The organism is Spiroplasma alleghenense, assembly GCF_003363775.1.
Lineage (GTDB): Bacteria > Bacillota_I > Bacilli_A > Mycoplasmatales > Mycoplasmataceae > Spiroplasma_B > Spiroplasma_B alleghenense.
In genome coordinates, this window is the sequence record NZ_CP031376.1 from 870,625 (window position 1) to 892,098 (window position 21,474).

The 21,474-nt window shown below is 30.0% G+C and carries 18 protein-coding genes; 2 read left to right on the plus strand and 16 right to left on the minus strand.

Annotation, left to right across the window (positions count from 1 at the left end):
- The 3 genes from SALLE_RS03960 to lplA all read right to left on the minus strand — a co-directional run bounded on the left by SALLE_RS03960 (position 1) and on the right by lplA (position 3,477).
- Positions 1-990: an alpha-ketoacid dehydrogenase subunit beta gene (locus tag SALLE_RS03960; protein WP_115558326.1), complete on the minus strand. Its 990-nt coding sequence runs from the start codon at positions 988-990 to the stop codon at positions 1-3.
- Positions 990-2,099, minus strand: coding sequence for a pyruvate dehydrogenase (acetyl-transferring) E1 component subunit alpha (gene pdhA / locus SALLE_RS03965; RefSeq protein ID WP_115558729.1), 1,110 nt, complete (start codon positions 2,097-2,099; stop codon positions 990-992). The genes SALLE_RS03960 and pdhA overlap by 1 nt, the downstream gene beginning before the upstream one ends.
- Before the next feature lie 394 nt (positions 2,100-2,493).
- On the minus strand, positions 2,494-3,477 hold the full coding sequence (lplA, locus tag SALLE_RS03970) for a lipoate--protein ligase (protein WP_115558327.1): 984 nt from the start codon (positions 3,475-3,477) through the stop codon (positions 2,494-2,496).
- A gap of 145 nt (positions 3,478-3,622) precedes the next feature.
- Between lplA and SALLE_RS03975 the strand changes: the two genes are divergently transcribed.
- Complete coding sequence (locus tag SALLE_RS03975) at positions 3,623-4,981, plus strand: FAD-dependent oxidoreductase (RefSeq protein ID WP_115558328.1); 1,359 nt, start codon at positions 3,623-3,625, stop codon at positions 4,979-4,981.
- A 211-nt stretch (positions 4,982-5,192) separates the two neighbouring features.
- Here the strand turns inward: SALLE_RS03975 and SALLE_RS03980 are convergent, their stop codons facing one another.
- The 13 genes from SALLE_RS03980 to guaA all read right to left on the minus strand — a co-directional run bounded on the left by SALLE_RS03980 (position 5,193) and on the right by guaA (position 20,460).
- Entirely contained in the window at positions 5,193-7,001 is a 1,809-nt protein-coding gene (locus tag SALLE_RS03980) for a hypothetical protein (protein WP_115558329.1), read from the minus strand.
- 122 nt (positions 7,002-7,123) lie between these two features.
- On the minus strand, positions 7,124-8,920 hold the full coding sequence (locus SALLE_RS03985) for a hypothetical protein (protein ID WP_115558330.1): 1,797 nt from the start codon (positions 8,918-8,920) through the stop codon (positions 7,124-7,126).
- Positions 8,921-9,203: 283 nt separating this feature from the next.
- Positions 9,204-11,000 carry a hypothetical protein gene (locus SALLE_RS03990; RefSeq protein WP_115558331.1) on the minus strand — a complete coding sequence of 599 codons (1,797 nt, stop codon included), beginning with the start codon at positions 10,998-11,000 and terminating at the stop codon, positions 9,204-9,206.
- A gap of 59 nt (positions 11,001-11,059) precedes the next feature.
- Complete coding sequence (locus SALLE_RS03995; protein ID WP_115558332.1) at positions 11,060-11,854, minus strand: Pr6Pr family membrane protein; 795 nt, start codon at positions 11,852-11,854, stop codon at positions 11,060-11,062.
- A 114-nt stretch (positions 11,855-11,968) separates the two neighbouring features.
- Positions 11,969-12,769, minus strand: coding sequence for a hypothetical protein (locus SALLE_RS04000; protein ID WP_115558333.1), 801 nt, complete (start codon positions 12,767-12,769; stop codon positions 11,969-11,971).
- Positions 12,770-12,801: 32 nt separating this feature from the next.
- Positions 12,802-13,515, minus strand: a complete 714-nt coding sequence (locus SALLE_RS04005; protein WP_115558334.1) for a YebC/PmpR family DNA-binding transcriptional regulator — start codon at positions 13,513-13,515, stop codon at positions 12,802-12,804.
- A 123-nt stretch (positions 13,516-13,638) separates the two neighbouring features.
- The gene (locus SALLE_RS04010) at positions 13,639-14,271 is read right to left on the minus strand and encodes a deoxynucleoside kinase (RefSeq protein WP_115558335.1); all 633 of its coding nucleotides are present in this window, start codon (positions 14,269-14,271) and stop codon (positions 13,639-13,641) included.
- A 65-nt stretch (positions 14,272-14,336) separates the two neighbouring features.
- Positions 14,337-15,107, minus strand: coding sequence for a pseudouridine synthase (locus tag SALLE_RS04015; RefSeq protein ID WP_115558336.1), 771 nt, complete (start codon positions 15,105-15,107; stop codon positions 14,337-14,339).
- Positions 15,108-15,109: 2 nt separating this feature from the next.
- Complete coding sequence (gene scpB / locus SALLE_RS04020; RefSeq protein ID WP_115558337.1) at positions 15,110-15,670, minus strand: SMC-Scp complex subunit ScpB; 561 nt, start codon at positions 15,668-15,670, stop codon at positions 15,110-15,112.
- Positions 15,671-15,686: 16 nt separating this feature from the next.
- Entirely contained in the window at positions 15,687-16,454 is a 768-nt protein-coding gene (locus SALLE_RS04025) for a segregation and condensation protein A (protein ID WP_115558338.1), read from the minus strand.
- 8 nt (positions 16,455-16,462) lie between these two features.
- The gene (locus SALLE_RS04030; RefSeq protein WP_115558339.1) at positions 16,463-17,320 is read right to left on the minus strand and encodes a hypothetical protein; all 858 of its coding nucleotides are present in this window, start codon (positions 17,318-17,320) and stop codon (positions 16,463-16,465) included.
- A 127-nt stretch (positions 17,321-17,447) separates the two neighbouring features.
- Positions 17,448-18,914, minus strand: a complete 1,467-nt coding sequence (guaB, locus tag SALLE_RS04035; RefSeq protein ID WP_115558340.1) for an IMP dehydrogenase — start codon at positions 18,912-18,914, stop codon at positions 17,448-17,450.
- A 4-nt stretch (positions 18,915-18,918) separates the two neighbouring features.
- Positions 18,919-20,460, minus strand: coding sequence for a glutamine-hydrolyzing GMP synthase (guaA, locus tag SALLE_RS04040; protein ID WP_115558341.1), 1,542 nt, complete (start codon positions 20,458-20,460; stop codon positions 18,919-18,921).
- 140 nt (positions 20,461-20,600) lie between these two features.
- Between guaA and SALLE_RS04045 the strand changes: the two genes are divergently transcribed.
- Complete coding sequence (locus SALLE_RS04045) at positions 20,601-21,404, plus strand: GNAT family N-acetyltransferase (protein WP_115558342.1); 804 nt, start codon at positions 20,601-20,603, stop codon at positions 21,402-21,404.
- The last annotated feature ends 70 nt before the right edge of the window (positions 21,405-21,474 follow it).

A 21,474-nucleotide genomic window follows, 5' to 3' on the forward strand; every position in this document is an offset into this window, starting at 1 on the left:
TTAAAATTTAAATTCGATTGACTCTCTCATCTTATCAATTATTTTATTTACATTAGGCTGGTGAAAGTATTCAGCAGCATCAAATGGTATCATAATGTCATAACCAGTTACTCTAGCGCAAGGTGCTTTTAAAAATTCAAAACATTCACTTTGAACACTGGTGATAATTTCTGATGAAACCGAGAATGATCTAACGGCTTCATGAACTACTAATAATCTTCCGGTTTTTTTAACTGATTCTACAATAGTTTTTTTATCTCAAGGTTGAATAGTTCTTAAATCAATTAATTCAACTGAAGCATTTGGGTTCTCAATTTTGTAAGCTTCGATTGCTTTTTCACAATCAACCACCTGAGCACCGTAAGTTACAACTGTCAAATCGTTTCCTTCTTGAATTTTGTAGGCTTCTCCCAGGGGAAGAGTATAATATTCTTCTGGTATTTCTTGTTTAAATGCTCGATAAATTTTAGTTGGTTCTAAAAAAATTACCGGGTCATTTGACTCAACTGCAGCTAGTAATAAACCTTTGGTATCAAATGGGGTTGAAGGAATTACTACTGTTAAACCAGGACAATGAGCAAACATTGCTTCTACAGCCTCTGAATGGTGTTCTAAGGCTCTAATTCCACCTCCCATTGGCATACGAATAACTAGTGGACATGTTCAACGACCACGAGTTCTATTTCTAAATCTGGCAATGTGAGTAAAAATATTTTGTAAAGCTGGGTAAGAAAACCCTTCAAATTGCATTTCTACAATTGGACGCATTCCTGCGACACTCATTCCGATTGCTTGTCCTGCTAGTGTAGCTTCTGCGATTGGAGCATCAAAAACTCTGGCTTCTCCAAATTTTTCTTGCAGACCAACAGTGGCACGGAAAACTCCACCTTCAAAACCGGCATCTTCTCCGTAAATTACGATGTTTTCGTGTTTGATCATTGCTAATTCTAAAGCATGATTTAAAGCTTGAATATTATTAAATGCTGGCATTAGTGTCCACCTCTTTCATAACCGTGTTTTTCAAAGTGCTCTTTAGCTTCTTGATATTGTTCTTCAAGTAGCGGTGGCATTTTTTCATAGTTGTATTGGAAAATATCAATTAAGTCAACTTTATTGTTTTCCACAACTCATTTAAACTCTGCTTTGATAAATTCTTCTTGTTCATTATCTAATTTAGCTTGTTTATCTTCATCTCAAAGATTTTTACTCATTAAGTATTTTTTGGTTCTAATTAAAGGGTCTCTTGTTAAAGCTTCTTGGAACTCTGCTTCTGGACGATATACTTTTGGATCATCAGATGAAGAGTGAGCTCCTAGTCGGTAAGTATCAAACTCAATTAAACTTGGTCCTTTCCCTTCTCTTGCTAATGCAATGGCTTCTTGAACTACAGCATAAACTGCAAAAATATCATTTCCATCAACAATAACATTTCTAATTCCAACAGCTACCCCTTTTATTGCAAAGTTAAGCGCTTTGGTTGCTTTTACCCTTGGAGTTGAAATCGCTCATTTGTTATTTTCAACCATGAATACACAAGGAACTTCGTGAAGTTTTGCAAAGTTCATAGCTTCGTAAAATTCACCCTCACTACTTCCTCCATCCCCAGTTGTGGTTAAAACAACGTTTTTGGTTTTTTTATATTTTTCTGCAAAAGCAATTCCTGATGCATGTGAATATTGTGTTGCAATTGGAATATTAACAGGAAGAACATTAACTCCTTCTGGGGTAACGTTTCCTAGTTCATTTCCCGATCAGTATAGCATAATATTTCTCATCGGAATTCCACTTGTTAATCAAGCGGCGTTATTTCTATAAGCTCCAACAAATCAGTCTTGACCTTTATTTAATTGCATGGCATAACCAACCTCAGTTGCTTCTTGCCCTGTAGAACTTAAAAATGATAACATCTTTCCTAGTCTTTGCATTTTATTTTGATAATTATCTTGATTACGAGATAAATTCATTATTTTATAAGCTTCTAAAACCTTTTCATCGGTAAGTTCTTTTGGTCGAAGGCTTTCGTTAATTATTTTTCCTTCTAAGTCAAGAATTTCGACACGCTGGTTTTTACTTGAATCATATTTTTCAAAAAATTTCATTATTTGCTCCTTCTTTAAATTGGTTTCTTTTTTGATATTTGTTTTTTTAATAGGTTTTTCATCCTCCTCACCAAGAATTGTCTTAGTGATGATGGGTTCTTTAATTACTTCTTCGATTATGACTTCTTCGATTATCGGATCAGTTATTATCGACTCTTCGACTATTACTTCCTCAATAATTGGTTTAGTGATGATTGGTTTTTCAATAATTAGTTGACTAATAATTTCTTCTTTGATCACAGGCTCTTTGATTACCGGTGCTTTGATAACATTTTGACTAGCTATTAGTTCTTGATTTTGAACTGCAGCCTTTGATGAACTTGTTTTATTTTTTTGGTTATTGGTTTTGTTTCTTCCTTTTTTAATTCTTAAAGTCTTATCTTTGGTATAAAAATTAGTTAAACAAAAGTTCGATGATTTCATTAGTAGTGAAATTCCTTCCAAAAACCTCATCAACAAGTTCTTCGGTTAAAAGTCCTCTAATTGTCTCAATTTTATAGTCAATATTCGTTAATAAATCCTCAATTATTTTGGTTCCAAAACTTCCTAAGAAATCACCATAAAACTTTATTCGAGTGATTTTACCATCTTTAATATTTAAATTGGCTTCTACCAGTCCTTTGCTTTCAAAATGAAATTTTTTACTATAATCAAACTCTTCGGGCTCTTCAAAATTTCATTTATCAGTTAAAAACTTATTGTCTCTTAAATCATTTATATGATTTAGTTCAGCTTCACTAAATTTAATTTCTGTTGCAGTCTTAGAAATTTCTTCAATTAACATTTCTTTGAATTCTGTCAAACTAATATCAAATGGTAGAAAATCTTTTATATTAGCCACTCGTGCTGGTACTGATTGGATTTTCTTAGCTTTGACTTTAAGTTCATCAACATTTAAGTACTTACCAATTAATTCTAAATTCATATCAAACATTAAAGTTCCGTGATGTAGAAGACGGTTTTTAAGCCGATGCTGGGCATTTCCTGAAATTTTCTTACCTTCAACGACAATATCGTTTTTTCCCGAGAAAACAGCAGCTACTCCAAGCTTATTTAAAACCGAAATTACTGGTTCTAAAATCTTTTCATAAGTGGTCGGGCTATCATCATTGACATTGATAATAAAAGAGAAATTTAAATTTCCCAAGTCATGATAAACAGCACCACCCCCAGAAATCCGACGAATTATATTTACTTTATCATTAAAGCAATTCAATTGATTTATTTCTTGATAAGTATTTTGATTTCTACCAACTACAATTGTATTGTCATTTTGTCATAAAATAAAAATGATTTCTGAAGTATCGCGTTCCAACAAGGTGGCCTCAACAGCTAAATTATAATAGGGATCTACTGATTTATTGTTTAAAAAATGCATTCATTAACTCCTCTCTCACAAGAATTATACTCCAATTTTGAATAAAAAATAATAATATTTTCTAATAAAATAAATATTATACGGAGATTATTATATTTAGGTGGTATTATATTAGTGTGCGGAGGCACTAAAGGAGATATTCGAAATGAAGACTATTATTATCGGTACTAATCATACCGGAACTACAGCAGCTAGAACGCTAAGAAGAACTAACAAATCAATGGAAATTGTCACTTATGACAAAAATGACAACATTTCTTTCTTAGGTTGTGGAATCGCTTTATGAGTAAAAGGTGATGTTAAGGATGAAAAACAACTATTTTATGCTTCACCTGAAATTTTAGAATCAGAAAATATTAAAGTTAAAATGCGTCATGAAATGATTGAATTAAATGAAGCTAAAAAAACTGTGCGTATTAAAAACTTAGAGACTGGGGAAATCTTTGATGATAACTACGATAAGTTAATTATTGCCAACGGAAGTTGACCAATTATCCCCCCAATTGAAGGAATCGACTTAGAGGGAGTTAATGTTGTCAAAATTTTCCAACATGGGCAAAAAATCCACAAAGCAAATAATGACAAAAGTGTTAAGAAAATTGCTGTTGTTGGAGCTGGTTACATTGGAATTGAATTAGTGGATGCTTTTGCTGCCAATGGTAAAGATGTCACTTTAATTGATGTTGCTGACAGAATTATGCCAAGGTACTACGATCACCAATTTACTGATTTAGTGGAAACTGATATGAAAAAAGCAGGAGTTAAACTCCATTTAAATGAAGGAGTTAAAAAATTCAACGGAAAAGATGGAAAAGTAACAGAAGTCGTAACTGATAAAGGCACTTATCCAGTTGATATGGTAATTTGAGCGGTTGGATTTAGACCCGAAACCCCAATGTTTAAAGGTAAAATCGATTTAGCCCCAAATGGAGCTATTATTACTAATGAATTCATGCAAACTTCAAATAAAGATATTTATGCAATTGGGGACAGTGTGGAAGTATTAAACTATGCTTCTGGTAAAAAATCTTATCTAGCACTAGCTACCACAGCAGTAAGAACTGGAATTATTGCTGCACTAAATATTACTAATGGCAACAAATTACCTTCAAGTGGATTTGCTGGTGCTAATGGAATCTCAGTCTTTGGTTGAAACCTTGCTGGGGTTGGAATGAGCGAAACTGCCTGTAAAGCAGAAAAAGTTGATTACGACTCAATTATGTTCACCGATAATGATCGCCCTGAATTTATGGAAACTTATAACCAAGTTTGAATCAAAATTATTTGAGAGAAAAAATCTCGTCGTATCATTGGAGCTCAAATCGGTTCATTAGCAAACCATACCGAGGTTATGTACATGTTTTCATTAGCAATTCAAAAAGGTTTAACCATTGATGAATTACCATTGGTTGATATTTTCTTCTTACCTCACTTTAATAAGCCATACAACTTTATTACTCTAGCCGGTCTTGAAGTATTGGGATTAAATTACTTTAAAAAATAAAATAATTAAAATATAATATTAGAGTTAAAATACTAGACTAACTAACCACACCAAAGCAATAATCTTTGGTGTGGTTTTTATTTCACAAAAATTCATTATTTTAATTTACATAAAAAAACCATCCAAAAGGATGGTTAAAATATTACTAAGATTTTTATTTTAATTTCTTTAGTATTTTATTTAATAACTGTTGAAATAAAATAATTTTAAACTATTCATAGAAATCAACATTAAACATTGATTTATAAAATCTAATGTCTTTTCTGAATTTTTTAGAATTTCCATTTCAAAAAACTTTTTCTCTTTTTTCATGAGAAGTGAAATAAAAACTAGTGGTATTCGACATTGAATTACCATTTGAGAAAAAGTATGTTCTTAAAGATACATCATTTGTTTGTGTTTTAGGTTTATCAAATTCAAAAAAATGTAAGTAGGCAACACCTTTGCTAATACAATAGATAACATACGAAGGGATTTGTCCTGTTTGATTATTTTCCATTTTGGCATTAAAACCTTTTTCCTTTAATCTGCTAGTTGCTAAAGGATTACCATTCATAAGGGCATAATACATATTTTCGTCCAATTGATATCGAGTTCCGTCTTTAAAAGCTTTTTTATTTTTTTTCTGTCTTATAAAATAAGTCTGATCTCAGTAATCTTTTTTATAAGGAAATTTTTGCATATTATAAAAATCTTGTTGATATAAAAAAGCATTTTCAATAAAATCCTCATATAGTTTTTTTGTACTTCCGTCAGTTTTTTGTCTTAAAAATATTAATTGATCAGAAAAATCGTAAAAATCTCCATCCATCTTGAACTGGACCCCTTTAAATTCAACACCATAAACTGCAATTGTTGATTTATCCGCAGATTCATCAATTTCAAATTCAGAATTTTGATTTGACAAATAACTTTCAACTGAAAAATTTTCTTTTAAATTATTTTTTAAGTTATATTGATTAATGGATCTTGAAATCGTTGAATCCTTTTCAATTGCATCATCCAGAACCGTTTTCTCCTCTGGGTCATTAATTATAGGTCTAATTCAATCACCGGTGTCATCATTACTTGCATTTCTTAAAAAAACTTCTTGAGAATCTGTATCTCCACATAAAGCCTTATTTAAAAGACTAAGTCTATCGTCGAAATTAGCAATTCTTGATTCGGTTTTATATCGACTAGCATTTGTAATTGTACTTTGAATTACAGATGCTTCTAGCCCCCCTAAATTCATTTCTTGAATGTCACTATTTTGTGATTGTATTTTTCTTATATCTTTACTAAATTGTTTTTTTAGGTATTCACTATTATTAATTTCGTCTGAAATTTCATCATGTCTTCCTTTACCGCTTTCAAAAGAATATTCATTTGCAAGATTTTTATTTAAAAAATTACTGTACAAATCTGAAATTTCTTGGGCCTTTTGAGCTGAGGTTTTTTTAGCAAAAATATTTATTGAAACTTCAGTTGAAATTTTTTGAAAAGTTTTTCCACCCATTCTCTCAGCGTAATATACTTGAGTTGAAAAAGTAATAGAAACTGATAAATTATTTTCATTTGAATTTTGAGAATCCTTCTTCAAAATTTTAATTTCTTCAATATTAATCCCGTCTCTTAGTGGATTTGATGAATCAATTATCAAAGGGGTGTAATTTACGTTATTTGTAATATTTGAAGCTATCTGAGAATTTATTTTTTCGTTTGGTACTATTAAAAAAATTTGTTCAGAAACTCTTTTAAAAAACGCACTGTTTGAATCTTGTAATTCAGACTCATTTTCAAGTAGTTCTTGAATTGTTAAATCAACTGGTAGGCTTTCTTCTGACACTCACGCAAATGGTCGAAAAGCCTCTCAAATAGCATTTCTAAAAATTGTGGTTACATCTTCCATGAAACTATTTAGGGCTGTTGAGTAATCAAATTCATTAATCTTAGTTTTTTCAGATTTACAGCTAACTACATTCAAAGGTAAGGTCACAGTTAAAGAAACTGAAGCCAGCACTTGTAATAATTTTTTCATTTTTTCCTCCTTGTTTTTGGTAATAAATATGAATCAAATAAAGTATTCAAACTTCATAGTGATAATCATTTACTCATATTTAGTAATGAGAATTATTATTTTGATAAATTAAATATTAAATTTTATTGATAAAAATCCACTTTAAAAGTTGATTTTACAGACTGGAGTTTTCATCTAAAATTTCATTGATGGCTTATGAATTCAGCTTTTTCTCTCTTATCACTCGTTAAAGTATAAAATGAGGTTGTTCCTGACATGGTGTTACCGTACGAGAACAAATAAATTCTTAAAGAAGCATCATTTGTAAACTTTCCGACCGATTCCAGAAAATGAATTCTAATTTCTGTGGTAAAAGACTTTCTTTCGCATTGAAAACTTTTGGGTGTTTTTAAAGATTCATTATTGACAAATTCAGAGTTATAACCCTTTTCCTCAAGTAGTTCAACCGCTTTAGGATTATTATTCATAATAAATGAATAGCGAACATCATCTACAGGGAGTTTGACACCTAACGGGAAGTATTCTTGAACCTTAGGTAATCTTAGTCAGTATGACTGATTAATGAAGTCTTCTTCATATTGATACCTATCAAGATTGTAAAATTTGCTCTGATATGTTAGTGAAGTTTCAATAAAATCCTCATAAAGTTTTTTAGTATTGGGAAATGAAGTCTTTTGTCTAACAAAAATGATTTTTTTAGGTAATTCATAAAACTGTCCTTCAATTTTAAAGTTAATATCAGAAACTTGCACTCCATAAATACCAATTGTTAAATTATCTAAATTTTCATCAATTGCAAAATCTGATTTTTGAGAATCTAAGTAACTTTTAATTATTAAATTTTCTTCTAAGTTGTTGGCTAGATTATATTGGTTTACCGATCGTGAAATATTTGGATCTTTGCCAATCGCTTCATCTAAGACTTTTTTTTCAAAAGGATTATCAATAATTGGTTTAATTCAGTCTCCAGTTTCATCGTTGGTGGCATTTCTTAAAAAAATTTCTCTAGCATTTTCATCACCAGTTAGAGCCTTGTTTAAAGTTTCTACTCTTTCGTCAAATTCACCAATCAAAGACTCAGTTTTGTACCTGCTGGCATTTATAATAGAATTTCTAGAAACTTTTAATTCCATATCAGAATAATAAATTTCTTCAATATTACTATTATTATTTTTCAAAGTTTCAACGTCTGCTTTTAGTTGTGTTTTAAAGTCTTCATCTTTTTTAATTGTTTCAGCCACTTCATCTTGTCTTCCATTATCACTTATCAGTGAATATTTATTTGCATTAGTCTTATTAACTAATTTATCATAATCATCTGAAATTAACTGAGCTTTTTGAGCTCCGCTTTTTTTGGCAAAAATATTAACTGTTGTGTTAGCTGTAATTTTTTGAGAGCTTTTTTTACCAAGTCTGTCTTTAAAGTAAACTTGACTTTCAAAACCGAAAAAAACCGAAAGATTTTCACCTTTTTGATATAGTTTAATGGATTCGATTTCTATTCCATCTTTTAATGGAGTTCCCGAATCCAAAAGAACTGGTTTATAGTTAACATTGTTTGTAACATTTTCAATTAATTTACTGTTTATTTCAGATGTGGGTAAAACTTTATAAACTTGTTCTGAAACAACTTTGAAGTACAAGCTATCTTTATTTTGAAAGTCAGATTCGTGAGTTAAAAGATCTTGAATACTAAAACCTCCAGGAATTCCTTCTTCTTCGGAAATTCATGTATAAGGCAAAAAGGATTCCCAAATCGAAATTTTAAAAAGAGAACTTGTTTCTTCAATGAAACTGTTTATTGTAGATGCATAATCATATTCATCTATAATTTCAGGTTCGCTTTTGCAACTAATAACATTAAGTGGTGCTACAACAATCATGCTTGTTGCTGCTAATATTTTTAGTATTTTTTTCATAGCATTCTCCATATATTATTATCATACTAATTATATATCAAATAAAAAAGTTAAGCAAACTTCTTGGAAATACAGATTTTAAGAAATAAAAAAATTTAATTCTTTGGATTGAAAGTAATTATAATTAACTTTTTATGAATCTAAAATGAATCAAGATGCCCTTTAGAATAAATTATAATTTTTAGCTCTTTAAGTAATTTTTTAATATTTTTTTCTAAATTAGTAATAAAAATATTTTTAAAGTTTAAAAAGTAATTATTTCTATAAATAAAATAATTAAATTTTACTTATAAAAGTCTATTAAAAATGTTGATTTACTGTGATCTATATCATATCTAAATCTGTTCTGATGGCTTATAAATTCAATTTTATCTCTTTTGTCGCTTGTTAAAGTGTAAAATGAGGTTGTTCCTGACATAGTGTTAGCAAACGAAAACAAATAAACTCTTAAAGAAGCATCGTTTGTAAACTTTCCTATCTTTTCTAAAAAATGTATTTTCGCTACTGGACTAAAATTATGTACTTCATATTGTAAACTTTTAGGAATTCTTAAAGATTCGTTATTAACAAATTCAGAATTATAACCCTTTTCCTCAAGTAGTTCTACTGCTTCAGGATTATTATTCATAATTAATGAATAACGAACCTCATCAACGGGATGTTTATTTCCCATTATGAAGTACTTTTCGTCTTTTGGTAATCTTAGTCAGTATGACTGATTAATGTAGTCTTCATTGTATGGGAATCTATCAAGATTATAAAATTTTCTTTGATATGTTAGTGAAGTCTCGATAAAATCTTCATAAAGTTTTTTTGTATTGGGAAATGAGGTTTTTTGTCTAACAAAAATGATTTTTTTAGGTAATTCATAAAACTGTCCTTCAATTTTAAAGTAAATATCAGAAACTTGGATTCCATAAATACCAATTGTTAAATTATCTAAATTTTCATCAATTTTAAAATCTGATTTTTGTGACTCTAAGTAATTTTTAATTGTTAAATTTTCTTCTAAGTTGTTGGATAGATTATATTGGTTCACAGAACGTGAAATATTTGGATCTTTAGCAATTGCTTCATCTAAGACTTTTTTTTCATAATGACTATCAATAATCGGTCTGATCCAGTCTCCGGTTTCATCATTGATAGCATTTCTTAAAAAAGTTTCTCTAGCAGTTTCATCTCCGGTTAGAGCCTTGTTTAAAGTTTCCACTCTTTCGTCAAATTCACCAATCAAAGACTCGGTTTTGTACCTGCTGGCATTTATAATAGAATTTCTAGAAACTTTTAATTCCATATCAGAATAATAAATTTCTTCAATATTACTATTATTATTTTTCAAAGTTTCAACGTCTGCTTTTAGTTGTGTTTTAAAGTCTTCATCTTTTTTAATTGTTTCAGCCACTTCATCTTGTCTTCCATTATCACTTATCAGTGAATATTTATTTGCATTAGTCTTATTAACTAATTTATCATAATCATCTGAAATTAACTGAGCTTTTTGAGCTCCGCTTTTTTTGGCAAAAATATTAACTGTTGTGTTAGCTGTAATTTTTTGAGAGCTCTTTTTACCAAGTCTGTCTTTAAAGTAAACTTGACTTTCAAAACCGAAAAAAACCGAAAGATTTTCACCTTTTTGATATAGTTTAATGGATTCGATTTCTATCCCATCTTTTAATGGGGTTCCCGAATCCAAAAGAACTGGTTTATAGTTAACATTATTTGTAACATTATCAATTAATTTACTGCTTATTTCAGCTGTGGGTAATACTTTATAAACTTGTTCTGAAACAAGTTTAAAATATAAACTATCTTTATCTTGAAAGTCAGATTCGTGAGTTAAAAGATCTTGAATACTAAAACCTCCAGGAATTCCCTCTTCTTCTGAGATTCATGTATAAGGCAAAAACGCTTCTCAAATAGAAATTTTAAAAATGGAATTTGTTTCTTCAATGAAACTATTTATTGTTGTTGTGTAATCATATTCATCTATAATTTCAGGTTCGCTTTTACAGCTAATGACATTAAGTGGTGCTACAACAATCATACTTGTTGCTGCTAATATTTTTAGTATCTTTTTCATTGCATTCTCCATATATTATTATCATACTAATTATATATCAAATAAAAAAGTTAAGCAAATTACTTAACTTTTGATTTGTGATTAATTTTATTGAGCAAAAAATTAAGCAAATGGCTAAATATTGGCAATAGTATTATTATGATGGTTACAATAATTAGCAACCACTCTCATCCAGCTAACTCAATTTCTTTAATTGGTCTCTTGGAGTGAATATGAAGGAAGAAATATGGATATTGTGTTTGTAATGGTTTATTGGCCAGATAGCGAAACTCACCTCTTATTAATGTCAAAATTAAGTAAATTATTGGATAAATATAAATTTTTCACAAATCTTTTTTGAAAAAAATTTTATGTCTAACGAACTCATAACTTTTAAATCAATAAAGAGTTGCAAAAATTAGACAAACTGGACCAATTAAATGAATAACAATCTGTTTAACAATTTCTCACGCAGATAGTTTAATCTTATCAGGAATTAAAAATGTTCAAAAAATGAAAAGCATTAAAAATGCATAAACACAAATTCCGGTATAAACTTTTCTTGTTAAATAAAATTTATTGTTAAATTCGTTTTGATAAAAAGCCAGATAAAATAAAGCGCAGGAAATTAAAATGTTAATCTGTGTGGTGAAGTAGAAAAGGAAGTTTATTGTGTAGCCTTCTCGATCAAAAATTATCAAACCATTAATTCTGGAGTCTAATTTTCAGATTTGAGTTAATCCATTAGAAGATCTGATTTCGCTAATGTTAATTAGACCATACAAATAACTTATTATTAAAGTTAGAGAAACTAATAACCCCGATAAGAAGCAAAAGTAAAATTTCAATGATTGATAAAATTTTTTAAATTCCATAAAGACTTCTCCTTTTTAAAAAAAATAGCCTATTAAATTATTAAAATTTAATAGGCTAAAAATATGTTAGTTAAAAGGTTAAATATTTTTATATAACTATATTATAATCAATTTTTAGAATAAATTAAAGGGTCCGAAATACTTTATGTTGTCAGTACTACGAGAGAATTTCATAATTGGAATCTGTAAATATGGGATTGATCGAGAATAAACTCTCGCTGCCAAATAATCACTTTGATAACCCACCAATTGGTCTTTAACAAAAACAGATACTTCCATTTCATAGTAATCCTCTAAGTTTATTTTTGAATTTTGAGCCATGACAAATAATATTATCAATCCCAAAAAAGCAGCAATCGTAGTAATTGATAAAATTGGTATACGATAAAGGAAAAATAAAAATGAATTTGATAAAATTATATTTTCATAATCAACTTTTGACAAAATGAAAAGTATAATAGAAAATACTAAGAAAGCGTAGTAAACAATTTTGAAAAAAATTGGATAAATGATTGTTAATCTACGGTAATTCATTATGTTTGGGTTTTTATTGTAAATTTTTGCAGCAGTTCAAATGCGACCCAAAATATAATCAATTTCATAACCAACTGAATTAATAGTAATAGTTGGGATGATAATAAGTTTCTTTTTACGATTTAAATTACAAAAAGTCTTTATATAACTATTTTGTCTTTCATAAACTACTTTTAAATCGGCGCAGTTTGAATATATTTGAAATAATCTAATCATTTCATCTATTTTAGAACTTGAAATATTTATATCTGCTGATTTGATTACTGGAACTTCCATTTTATTGTGATAAAGTGTGAAATAAAGACGCACTCCAACCAAAAATAAAAAAGTAGAAGCTACAGTAATTAATAATAAGAAATTCATATTACTTAAACCCGCCATATTGATCGCTCCATTCTAATATAAAATTTTAATTAAGCGGCATTGTGGTAAACATCTTGAACGTCCTCTAATTCATTAAGTCGGTCTATCAATTTTTCAAAACTTTTTTTCTTTTCTTCATCATCGATTGACACTTCATCATTTGGTAACATTGTGGTTTCAGCAACTTTATATTCACTAACCCCCATTTTGTCCAAAGTTTGACGAACTTGGTTAAAAGCAGCAAAAGGTGCATAAACAAAAGTTAAGTTATTTTGTTTAACAACATCATTAACGGCTGCATCAGCTTCCATTAGATATTCTAGTACTGCTTCAACGTCAAAACCTTCAAAAGCAAAAACACTGGTCGCTTGGAACATGTGTGAAACTGATCCTGAAACTCCAATTTTACCATCGTTCTTTTTAAAAACATCTTTTATTTCCGCAATGGCACGGTTAACATTTGAAGTCAACGAATCAACAATAATTGCCACATTACCAGGTCCATAACCCTCATAGCGATTAGAGATAAAAGATTCATTATCAGCACCAGCTGCTTTTTTTATCGCTCTTTCAATGGTGTCTGTTGGAACTTGCTTTGATTTTGCCTTATCAATCGCACTTCTTAAAGCCAGATTGGCATTAGGGTCCGTTCCTCCCTGTTTAGCTGCCATATAAATCTCTTTTGCAGCTCTTCCATAAATTGCTGATTTCATAGCAGCAGTTTTTGCCATATCAGCTTTTCTAACTTCGTGGGCTCTTCCCATTAATAATCCTACTTTCTTTAAATACCTTGATATTATATAATATTTTTTATCACCAAACACATTATTTGAAAAGAAACAAAAAACTCCTGTCAACTTTAAAAGTCAATCAGGAATTGGTGGTAATTATTTTTTAGGTTTTAAACTTGGGTCCATTTTGTAGATTTCCCCCATTATTAATTCCATTTTTGCTTCCATGTCATCAGTTTCTGCATCAACAACGAAGAATGGAAAAGTTGCTTTATGTTTTTGATAAAAATCATTATAACGATTATTTAAAGCTTCTCAGTATTCTCGACCCATTAGTCCTTCACTATCACGACCACGAGTTTTGATTCTCTCCATTGCCTTATCAGTTGAAACTTTTAAATAAATAATAATATCAAATTTTACACGTTCATCTGGAATTGAAAGAGTTTGTAAAACAACATTTTCGTAAAAGTCATTATAGGTTTTAAAGTCAACGTCATTAACATTTCCTAAATCGTGGTTTACTTGCATAAAAATTGGATCTTCTAAAATTGTACGATCAAAAATTATTTTTTTAAGCTGCTGAGCTTGTTTTAATTGCTTACTTCTCGCTGCGAGCATAAAAATTTGCATTTTAAAAACATTATTTTTAATGTCTTCATAATAAGCCTCAAAGTAGGGATTGTTATCAATTGGTTCAGGGAAAATTTCATGCCCAATTGTTTTACTAATGTATTCTGAAACTGTTGACTTACCCGCTCCTACTGTTCCAAAAAGTGCTATTCTCATATTTTTTCCTCTTTTCTTGATTTGTTTTTTTATTATAACTTAAAAATATCTAAATTATAATATAATTATTTGTTAATTTTTGAATCTCTGTCACCTTTACGACGAACTGCTGTAAAGATACCATAGAATTGTTTAACCTCATGAGGCTTTAGCGGACGGTAATGGCCTGGTTCTAAATTGTCGATTGTAAGGAACTCAATTTTAGTTCGTTTCAGTTTAACCAAATAGATATCAGCTGCAATTAACATTTTTTTAACATGATGTTTTCGACCTTCTGCAATTGTTAACTCAATAACTGAAACATCTTTATCTTCATCGTATTTTACCAATCTTGATGAAATAGCTTTAGTTTTGTAATCATCATCAATTGTAACTCCGCGAGTTAGTTGCTTGACATGAAATTTTGAAACCTTGCCTTTACATAATGCTTGATATGTTTTTGTAAATTCATATCTTGGGTGCATTACAAAGTTTGCAAAATCTCCATCATTTGTCATAATTAACAATCCTGAAACATCATAATCTAGTCTCCCAACAGGATATACTCTTTCACCGACATTTTCAAAGTAATCAGCAACTGTGGGACGGTTTTTAGGATCTTTCATTGTTGTTAAGACTAATCTAGGTTTATAGAATAGGTAGTAAACTTTTTCACCACTACTTATAACTTCATTATTTGAAATTGTGATTTTAGCATCAATTGGAAATTTTGTCCCTAGTTCTTTAACAACTTCACCATTAACCTTAACCTTACCTGCTAAAATTAATTCTTCTGCTTTTCTTCTTGAAGCATAGCCACGATTGGCAATTATTTTTTGTAAACGTTCTTCAATCATAATTACTCCCTGTTAAAGATATCAGCATCTTCTTGATCATTATTAGTTGGTAGTTCAGGAAGTTCAGAAAGACTATTTAAATTAAATAGTTTTAAAAAATCATTTGTGACAGAATATAACATTGGTCTTCCTGGAAGCTCTGATTTACCCATTTCTTTTATCAAATTGCGAATTTTTAATTTATACATGATTTGGTCACAACCAACACCACGAATCTGTTCTATTTCTGGTTTTGAAATCGGTCCTTTATAAGCGATAATCGACAAAGTTTCAATTGAGGCCGAAGATAGTTTTGATTCTAATTTTATATTAGTCATTTTCACCATAAAATCGTGGTATTCTTTTTTTGTTATCATTCGATGTTTATTTCCAGCAAATTTTTGAATATCAATTCCACAAGTTTGATCGTTTTGATATTTCAATTTTAAAGCTTGAATTGCTTCTTGAATAACTTCTTCTTTTTGATCCTCTAAAATAAGATGAATATAATCTTCTCCAATTCCTTCATCTCCACTAATGAATAATAAACCTTCAATAATTCCCATTATTTTTTCTTTGTTCATTTTTACTTCCCCTTCTTTAGGCTTCTATATTTGATTCTAAACTATTATCAAGATATTGGATATGAATATTATCATTAATTTGATTTATTGATAAAATTTGGTTTTTTGCTAAATCTAAAATTGCTAAAAAGCTCGCTACAAGCATTTGGATGGTAAAATCTTGTTCAATTAAGAAATCCTCTAATAATCAAATTCTGTTCTTATCAGACTCTAAAATGCTTATGATTTGAGCACTCATTACCTCTGGGGAAATATCTTTTCGAGTAATTGTTTTTACTGAAGGAGTTCTTAGTTGGTTTTTTTCAATTGCTTTTAAGAAGATATTGGCAAATTTATCCAAATCAATATTAATTGGGGCTAAAGGTAAGCTATCGTCATCAATCTTAGAAACTTTGATTATTGATTTAGGTTTAGAGTGAGTCTGTAAATATTCTGCTTGTTTTGATTTAAAGAAATCCAGAGTTTGCTTAATTTTATGATATTCAACCAAACGCCCCAGAAGCTCGGTTCTTTGGTTTTCTTCATAGCCATCCTCTAAATTAACTTCTTCTTTTGGAATTAGGGTCTTAGACTTTAATTCAAGTAAATAAGCCCCCATTACTAGGTACTCGCTTGCAATTTCAATATCCAATTCAGCAAAAGAGTTAATATATTCAATGTACTGGTTTGATAAATCAATTAAATTTACTTCCAGAATCCCAATCTTCTTTTCCTTAATCAGATGAAGAAGAAGGTCTAACGGGCCTGTAAAATTATCTAATTTAACTTCATTTCAAATTTTCATATAAACTCCTATTTTTGATTTTTGATTTTTCTTTGTTGGATTGCCAAAATTTCATTAATTTCACGATCATCCATAAAAGTATCATTTATTAATAACATACAGCGCCCTATAATTATGAATAATAACAGAATTGAAAAACTAATATTATACTGAGATGATGGGTCTGCAAAATCGTGTTCTAGATTATTGCGTAATTTTCTGACATAATGTCATGCATTAGAATAGCGAATCGCATTTAATCCTTTAACCAGCTTCTCGTGATGTTCTGCTGATTTAGTAAAACTTCTTGCGTCTCCCGCAAAATTAATAAAGAATTTTAGTGTTAAGTCCCTATTATCAGATGTGGTGTTTTTAAAATACTTTTGGTTCAAGTGATTTATGATATAAACTAATTTATCAAAAATTGAAAATAAGTACTTAAACATTTCATTTTGCTCATGAAACTGAACAGAGTTAATTTTAAATAGCTTTTTATAATCCATTAACGAATTGTAGCGGTATGACTTTTCCAAGTAATATCTTACCATAGATTTAACCTCTGTAAATATCATAAAATTGAAAAAAATGGTTTTTTGAAATAAGCAACGTTCTAATAGTTCTTTACAGTAATTGAGATTATTAAAAATTAACTCTAAATCCTTTTCAATCACAAAACTGGATTTAAAATTAATGTCTAAATCACGACCACTGTTTTTACTTATTTCTGTTAGTTGAAAAACTAAATCATCATTGATAAAGATTTCTTGATCTATAAAATTTGTGATGTTATTGATAACCTGCTTAAATTCCACAGATGTCATCGAATTGCCTGTTAGGCTATCATTTAGCGCTTTCAAACTCATAAAATCTTTATAATTTTTATTCATGCTTATTAACCTCTATTTTTATTATAGACTATCAAGTTAAAATTTTCATCTGTTCAAGTAAGATTCAGACTTTTTTGTTAATAAATTTAAAAATCTCCTAAAATAAGATTAAGAGATTTTTTTATATCTAAATATTATAGTTAGGTGCTTCTTTGGTAATTTCAATATCATGAGGATGAGACTCTTTTAGACCCGCATTTGTGATTTTAATGAATTTTGCTTTATCTCTTAGGTCAACAATGGTCTTAGACCCTGTATAACCCATTCCTCCGCGCAATCCTCCAATTAGTTGGAAAATAACCTCACTTACAGTTCCTTTGAAGGCAACACGGCCTTCAATTCCCTCTGGGACTAATTTTTTAGCATCCTTTTGAAAATAACGATCACTACTTCCGCGTTTCATAGCAGCGATACTTCCCATTCCTACATAAGTTTTATATTTTTTACCATTAACAATTAACTCTTCTCCAGGTGATTCTTGAGTTCCTGCCAGAATACTTCCCAGCATAACACAATTAGCTCCCGCAGCAATGGCTTTAGTGATGTCACCAGAGAATTTAATTCCCCCATCAGCAATAACTGGGATTTTATTTGCAATACATCAAGAAGCAACATCATTAATAGCGCTAATTTGTGGTACTCCGACTCCAGCAACAACTCTGGTTGTACAAATACTTCCTGGACCAATACCAACCTTAACACAGTTGGCACCTGCAGCCACTAAATCCTTGGCAGCTTCTTTGGTAACAATATTACCAGCAATGATTTCTAAATTAGGAAATTTCTTGCGAATTTGAACAACTGTTTCAATTATGCCCTTGCTATGACCATGAGCTGAATCAACAACAATTACATCAACTCCAGCTCTTTCTAAAGCCTCAACTCTGTCTATTGTATCAACTCCAGTAGAAACAGCAGCTCCAACTCTTAGTCTTCCTTGCTCATCTTTACAAGCATTTGGATAGTCGTTTCGATTATTAACATCCTTTGTTGTAATTAATCCTACTAGTTTATTTTTTTCATCAACTATTGGTAATTTCTCAATACGATTTTTAATTAATATTTTCTTAGCTTCATCCAAAGAAATCTTTGGTTTAGCAGTGATAATGTTTTCTTTAGTCATAACTGAATCCACACTATCTTCAAAAGAATTAGCAGCAGCAATATCACGGTTAGTAATAATACCAATTAATAATCCTTTATCATCAACTACTGGAAATCCTGAAACTCGATAATAAGCCATTAGCTCATCAGCTTTTGCAATAGTTGTAGTTTTACCAATTGTAATTGGGTCGTTTATGAAACCTGATTCATTACGTTTAACTTTTTCAACTTCACCGGCTTGTTTTTCAATTGATAGGTTTTTATGGATGATTCCCATTCCACCTTCTCGGGCTATCGCGATTGCCAATTTTGATTCTGTTACTGTATCCATTGCAGCTGACAGAAAAGGAATATTCAAGGTAATTTTTTGAGTAAGTTTAGTTTGTAAGTTAACCTCACTTGGAATTACCTCACTTTTAGCTGGTATTAGCAAAACATCATCAAAAGTAACTCCGGTTGCAACTATTTTGCCATTCAAATCATTTGTCATTTTATTACTCCCATTCTATTGTTCCTGGTGGTTTAGAAGTTATATCATAAACAACTCGGTTAACATGATCTACATTATTTATTATTAAGGCTACAACATTTTCAATAAAGTCTCAAGGCAAGTGAGAAATAGTCGCAGTCATAAAATCAATAGTATTTACCGATCTTAAACTTGCAAGATAGTCATAAGTTCGATTATCTCCCATCACACCAACAGTTTTAACTGGTAGAAGGACAGCGAAAGCTTGATCAACTTGATTATATAAACCAGCTTTTCATAATTCATTGATAAATACATCATCTACTTCTCTTAAAATATCAGCTTTTTCTTTATTTACTTCACCAATTATACGAATTCCTAATCCAGGACCCGGAAATGGATGGCGATTTATCATTACTTCTGGAATCCCCAAAGCTATTCCGACTTTTCTAACCTCATCTTTGAATAAATCACGAATTGGTTCAAGTAACTTCAAGCCCATTTCTTCAGGTAGCCCTCCAACGTTGTGATGAGATTTTATTGTTTTTGAGGCATGATCTGGGGAACTTGATTCAATCACATCTGGATAAATTGTTCCTTGAGCCAATCATTTTGCTTGCTTCATTTTTTTAGCTTCAGCGTTAAAAACTTCAACAAATTCTCTTCCAATAATTTTTCGTTTTTGCTCTGGGTCTGTTACCCCTTTTAAAGCTTTGAAAAATTGGTTTGAAGCATCAACCATTTTTATCTTCATCTTGAAATTTTCTTGATAGGTTTTAAGAACCTTTTGACCTTCATCTTTTCTTAGTAATCCAGTATCAACAAATATACAAGTTAATTGATCACCAATTGCTTTGGAAATCAATGCAGCAGCAACACTAGAGTCAACACCCCCAGATAGTCCTAAAATTACCTCATCAGTTCCAACTTCTGATTTAATTTTATCAACACTATTTTTAATAAAAAAACTAACTTCTCAATTTGCTTCAGAATTACAAATATCAAAAACAAAGTTCTTCAGCATTTGTCCCCCGTATTCTGAATGCGTTACTTCAGCATGAAATTGAATACCATAGATTTCTTTGTTTTTATGCATAATTGCTGCAACACTTGAATCAGAATGCGCAAGTTTAATAAAGTCTGGTGGCATTTTTGTTAAATGGTCGGCATGACTCATTCAAACAAGTTTTTGATCAGGAACTCCTTTAAACAATTTATTTTTACTATCATCTAAAAATAGTTTTGCTTTACCAAATTCTTGAGTATCCGCTAATTCTACTTTTCCTTTGAAAAGTTTTGTTATTAATTGCATACCATAACAAACCCCTAAGATGGGTAAGTTTAATTGGAAATACCCTTCATCAACTTTATATGATTTATCTTCATAAACACTTGATGGTCCCCCTGAAAAAATAATTCCCTTTAAATTTGGGTACTCTTTCATTTTTTCAACGTTAGTACGGTGATCCAAGACTTCGGCTAAAACCTTATTTTCTCTAATTCGACGAGCCAGAAGTTGGGTATACTGACTTCCAAAGTCTAAGATTATTATTTGTGTTTGTTTCATAATCTCTCCTTAAAAAATAATTAATATTCTTAAAATTATATTATATTAATAAACCATAAACAACTAAAAATATGCTAATTTTTAAAAATAGATAATTGTTATTAAATATATTTGTGCTAATATGAATATGGAGGAAGAAAATGTTTAAATTTAAAAATCACTATAACGAGATTCTAGCAAGTAACTTTATTAGTTACAATAACGATCCCGCTTTAAACCAAGGTTTAATTAAGAAAATAAACCATGAAGAAAGCAACTGATTAGAAATAGACTCAACTTTAACTGAACTTAAAATTAATTTCTTATATTCTTACCCATTACTAGATGAAAAAGACCGAGAAAATAGCAAGGCTATTATAGAAAAATATACAAAACTAAATCAAAATATTATTTGAGTAATGCTATGCGATGAAGACCAAAGTGTAGAAAAGGATCAGTTCAAAGACTTGGGTCTTGAATACGAGGTTAGTTACAAAGCAATGCTTATGAATTTAAAAGAAGTTCCAAGCAGAGACGTTAAGGTTCCCCAAGGATTCACTCTTAAGAAATTGGCATTTGAGGATTTAGAAAAATTCAAGGGTCAAATCGACGAAGGATTTGGTAAAGGAGTTATTGATACAACAAAGTACGCAACCCTTTTAAAAATAAATGAAAGTCAGAAATTGTGTGACCCGATTTTGATTTATCACAATGATAAAGTTGTGGGAACCGGAAATATTTATTATGGTCCCCAAGCTTTTGTAATTGATGATATTACTATTAACAAAAATTATCGCGGTCAAGGATTAGCATCAGTCATTCTTTATAATTTGCTAGAAAAAGCACGTCAATATAACTGTGAAAAACTGCTTTTAGTAGCAACAAAAGATGGTTTACCAATTTATAAAAAGATGGGTTTTAATGAGACAGGATTAAAAATAGAAATCTTTGAAACAAGAAATTAGTCAGCAATGGCTATTTTTTTAATGCAATTTTAGATATTAACTATGGTAAAATTTTTTAAGCGGGTGGTTA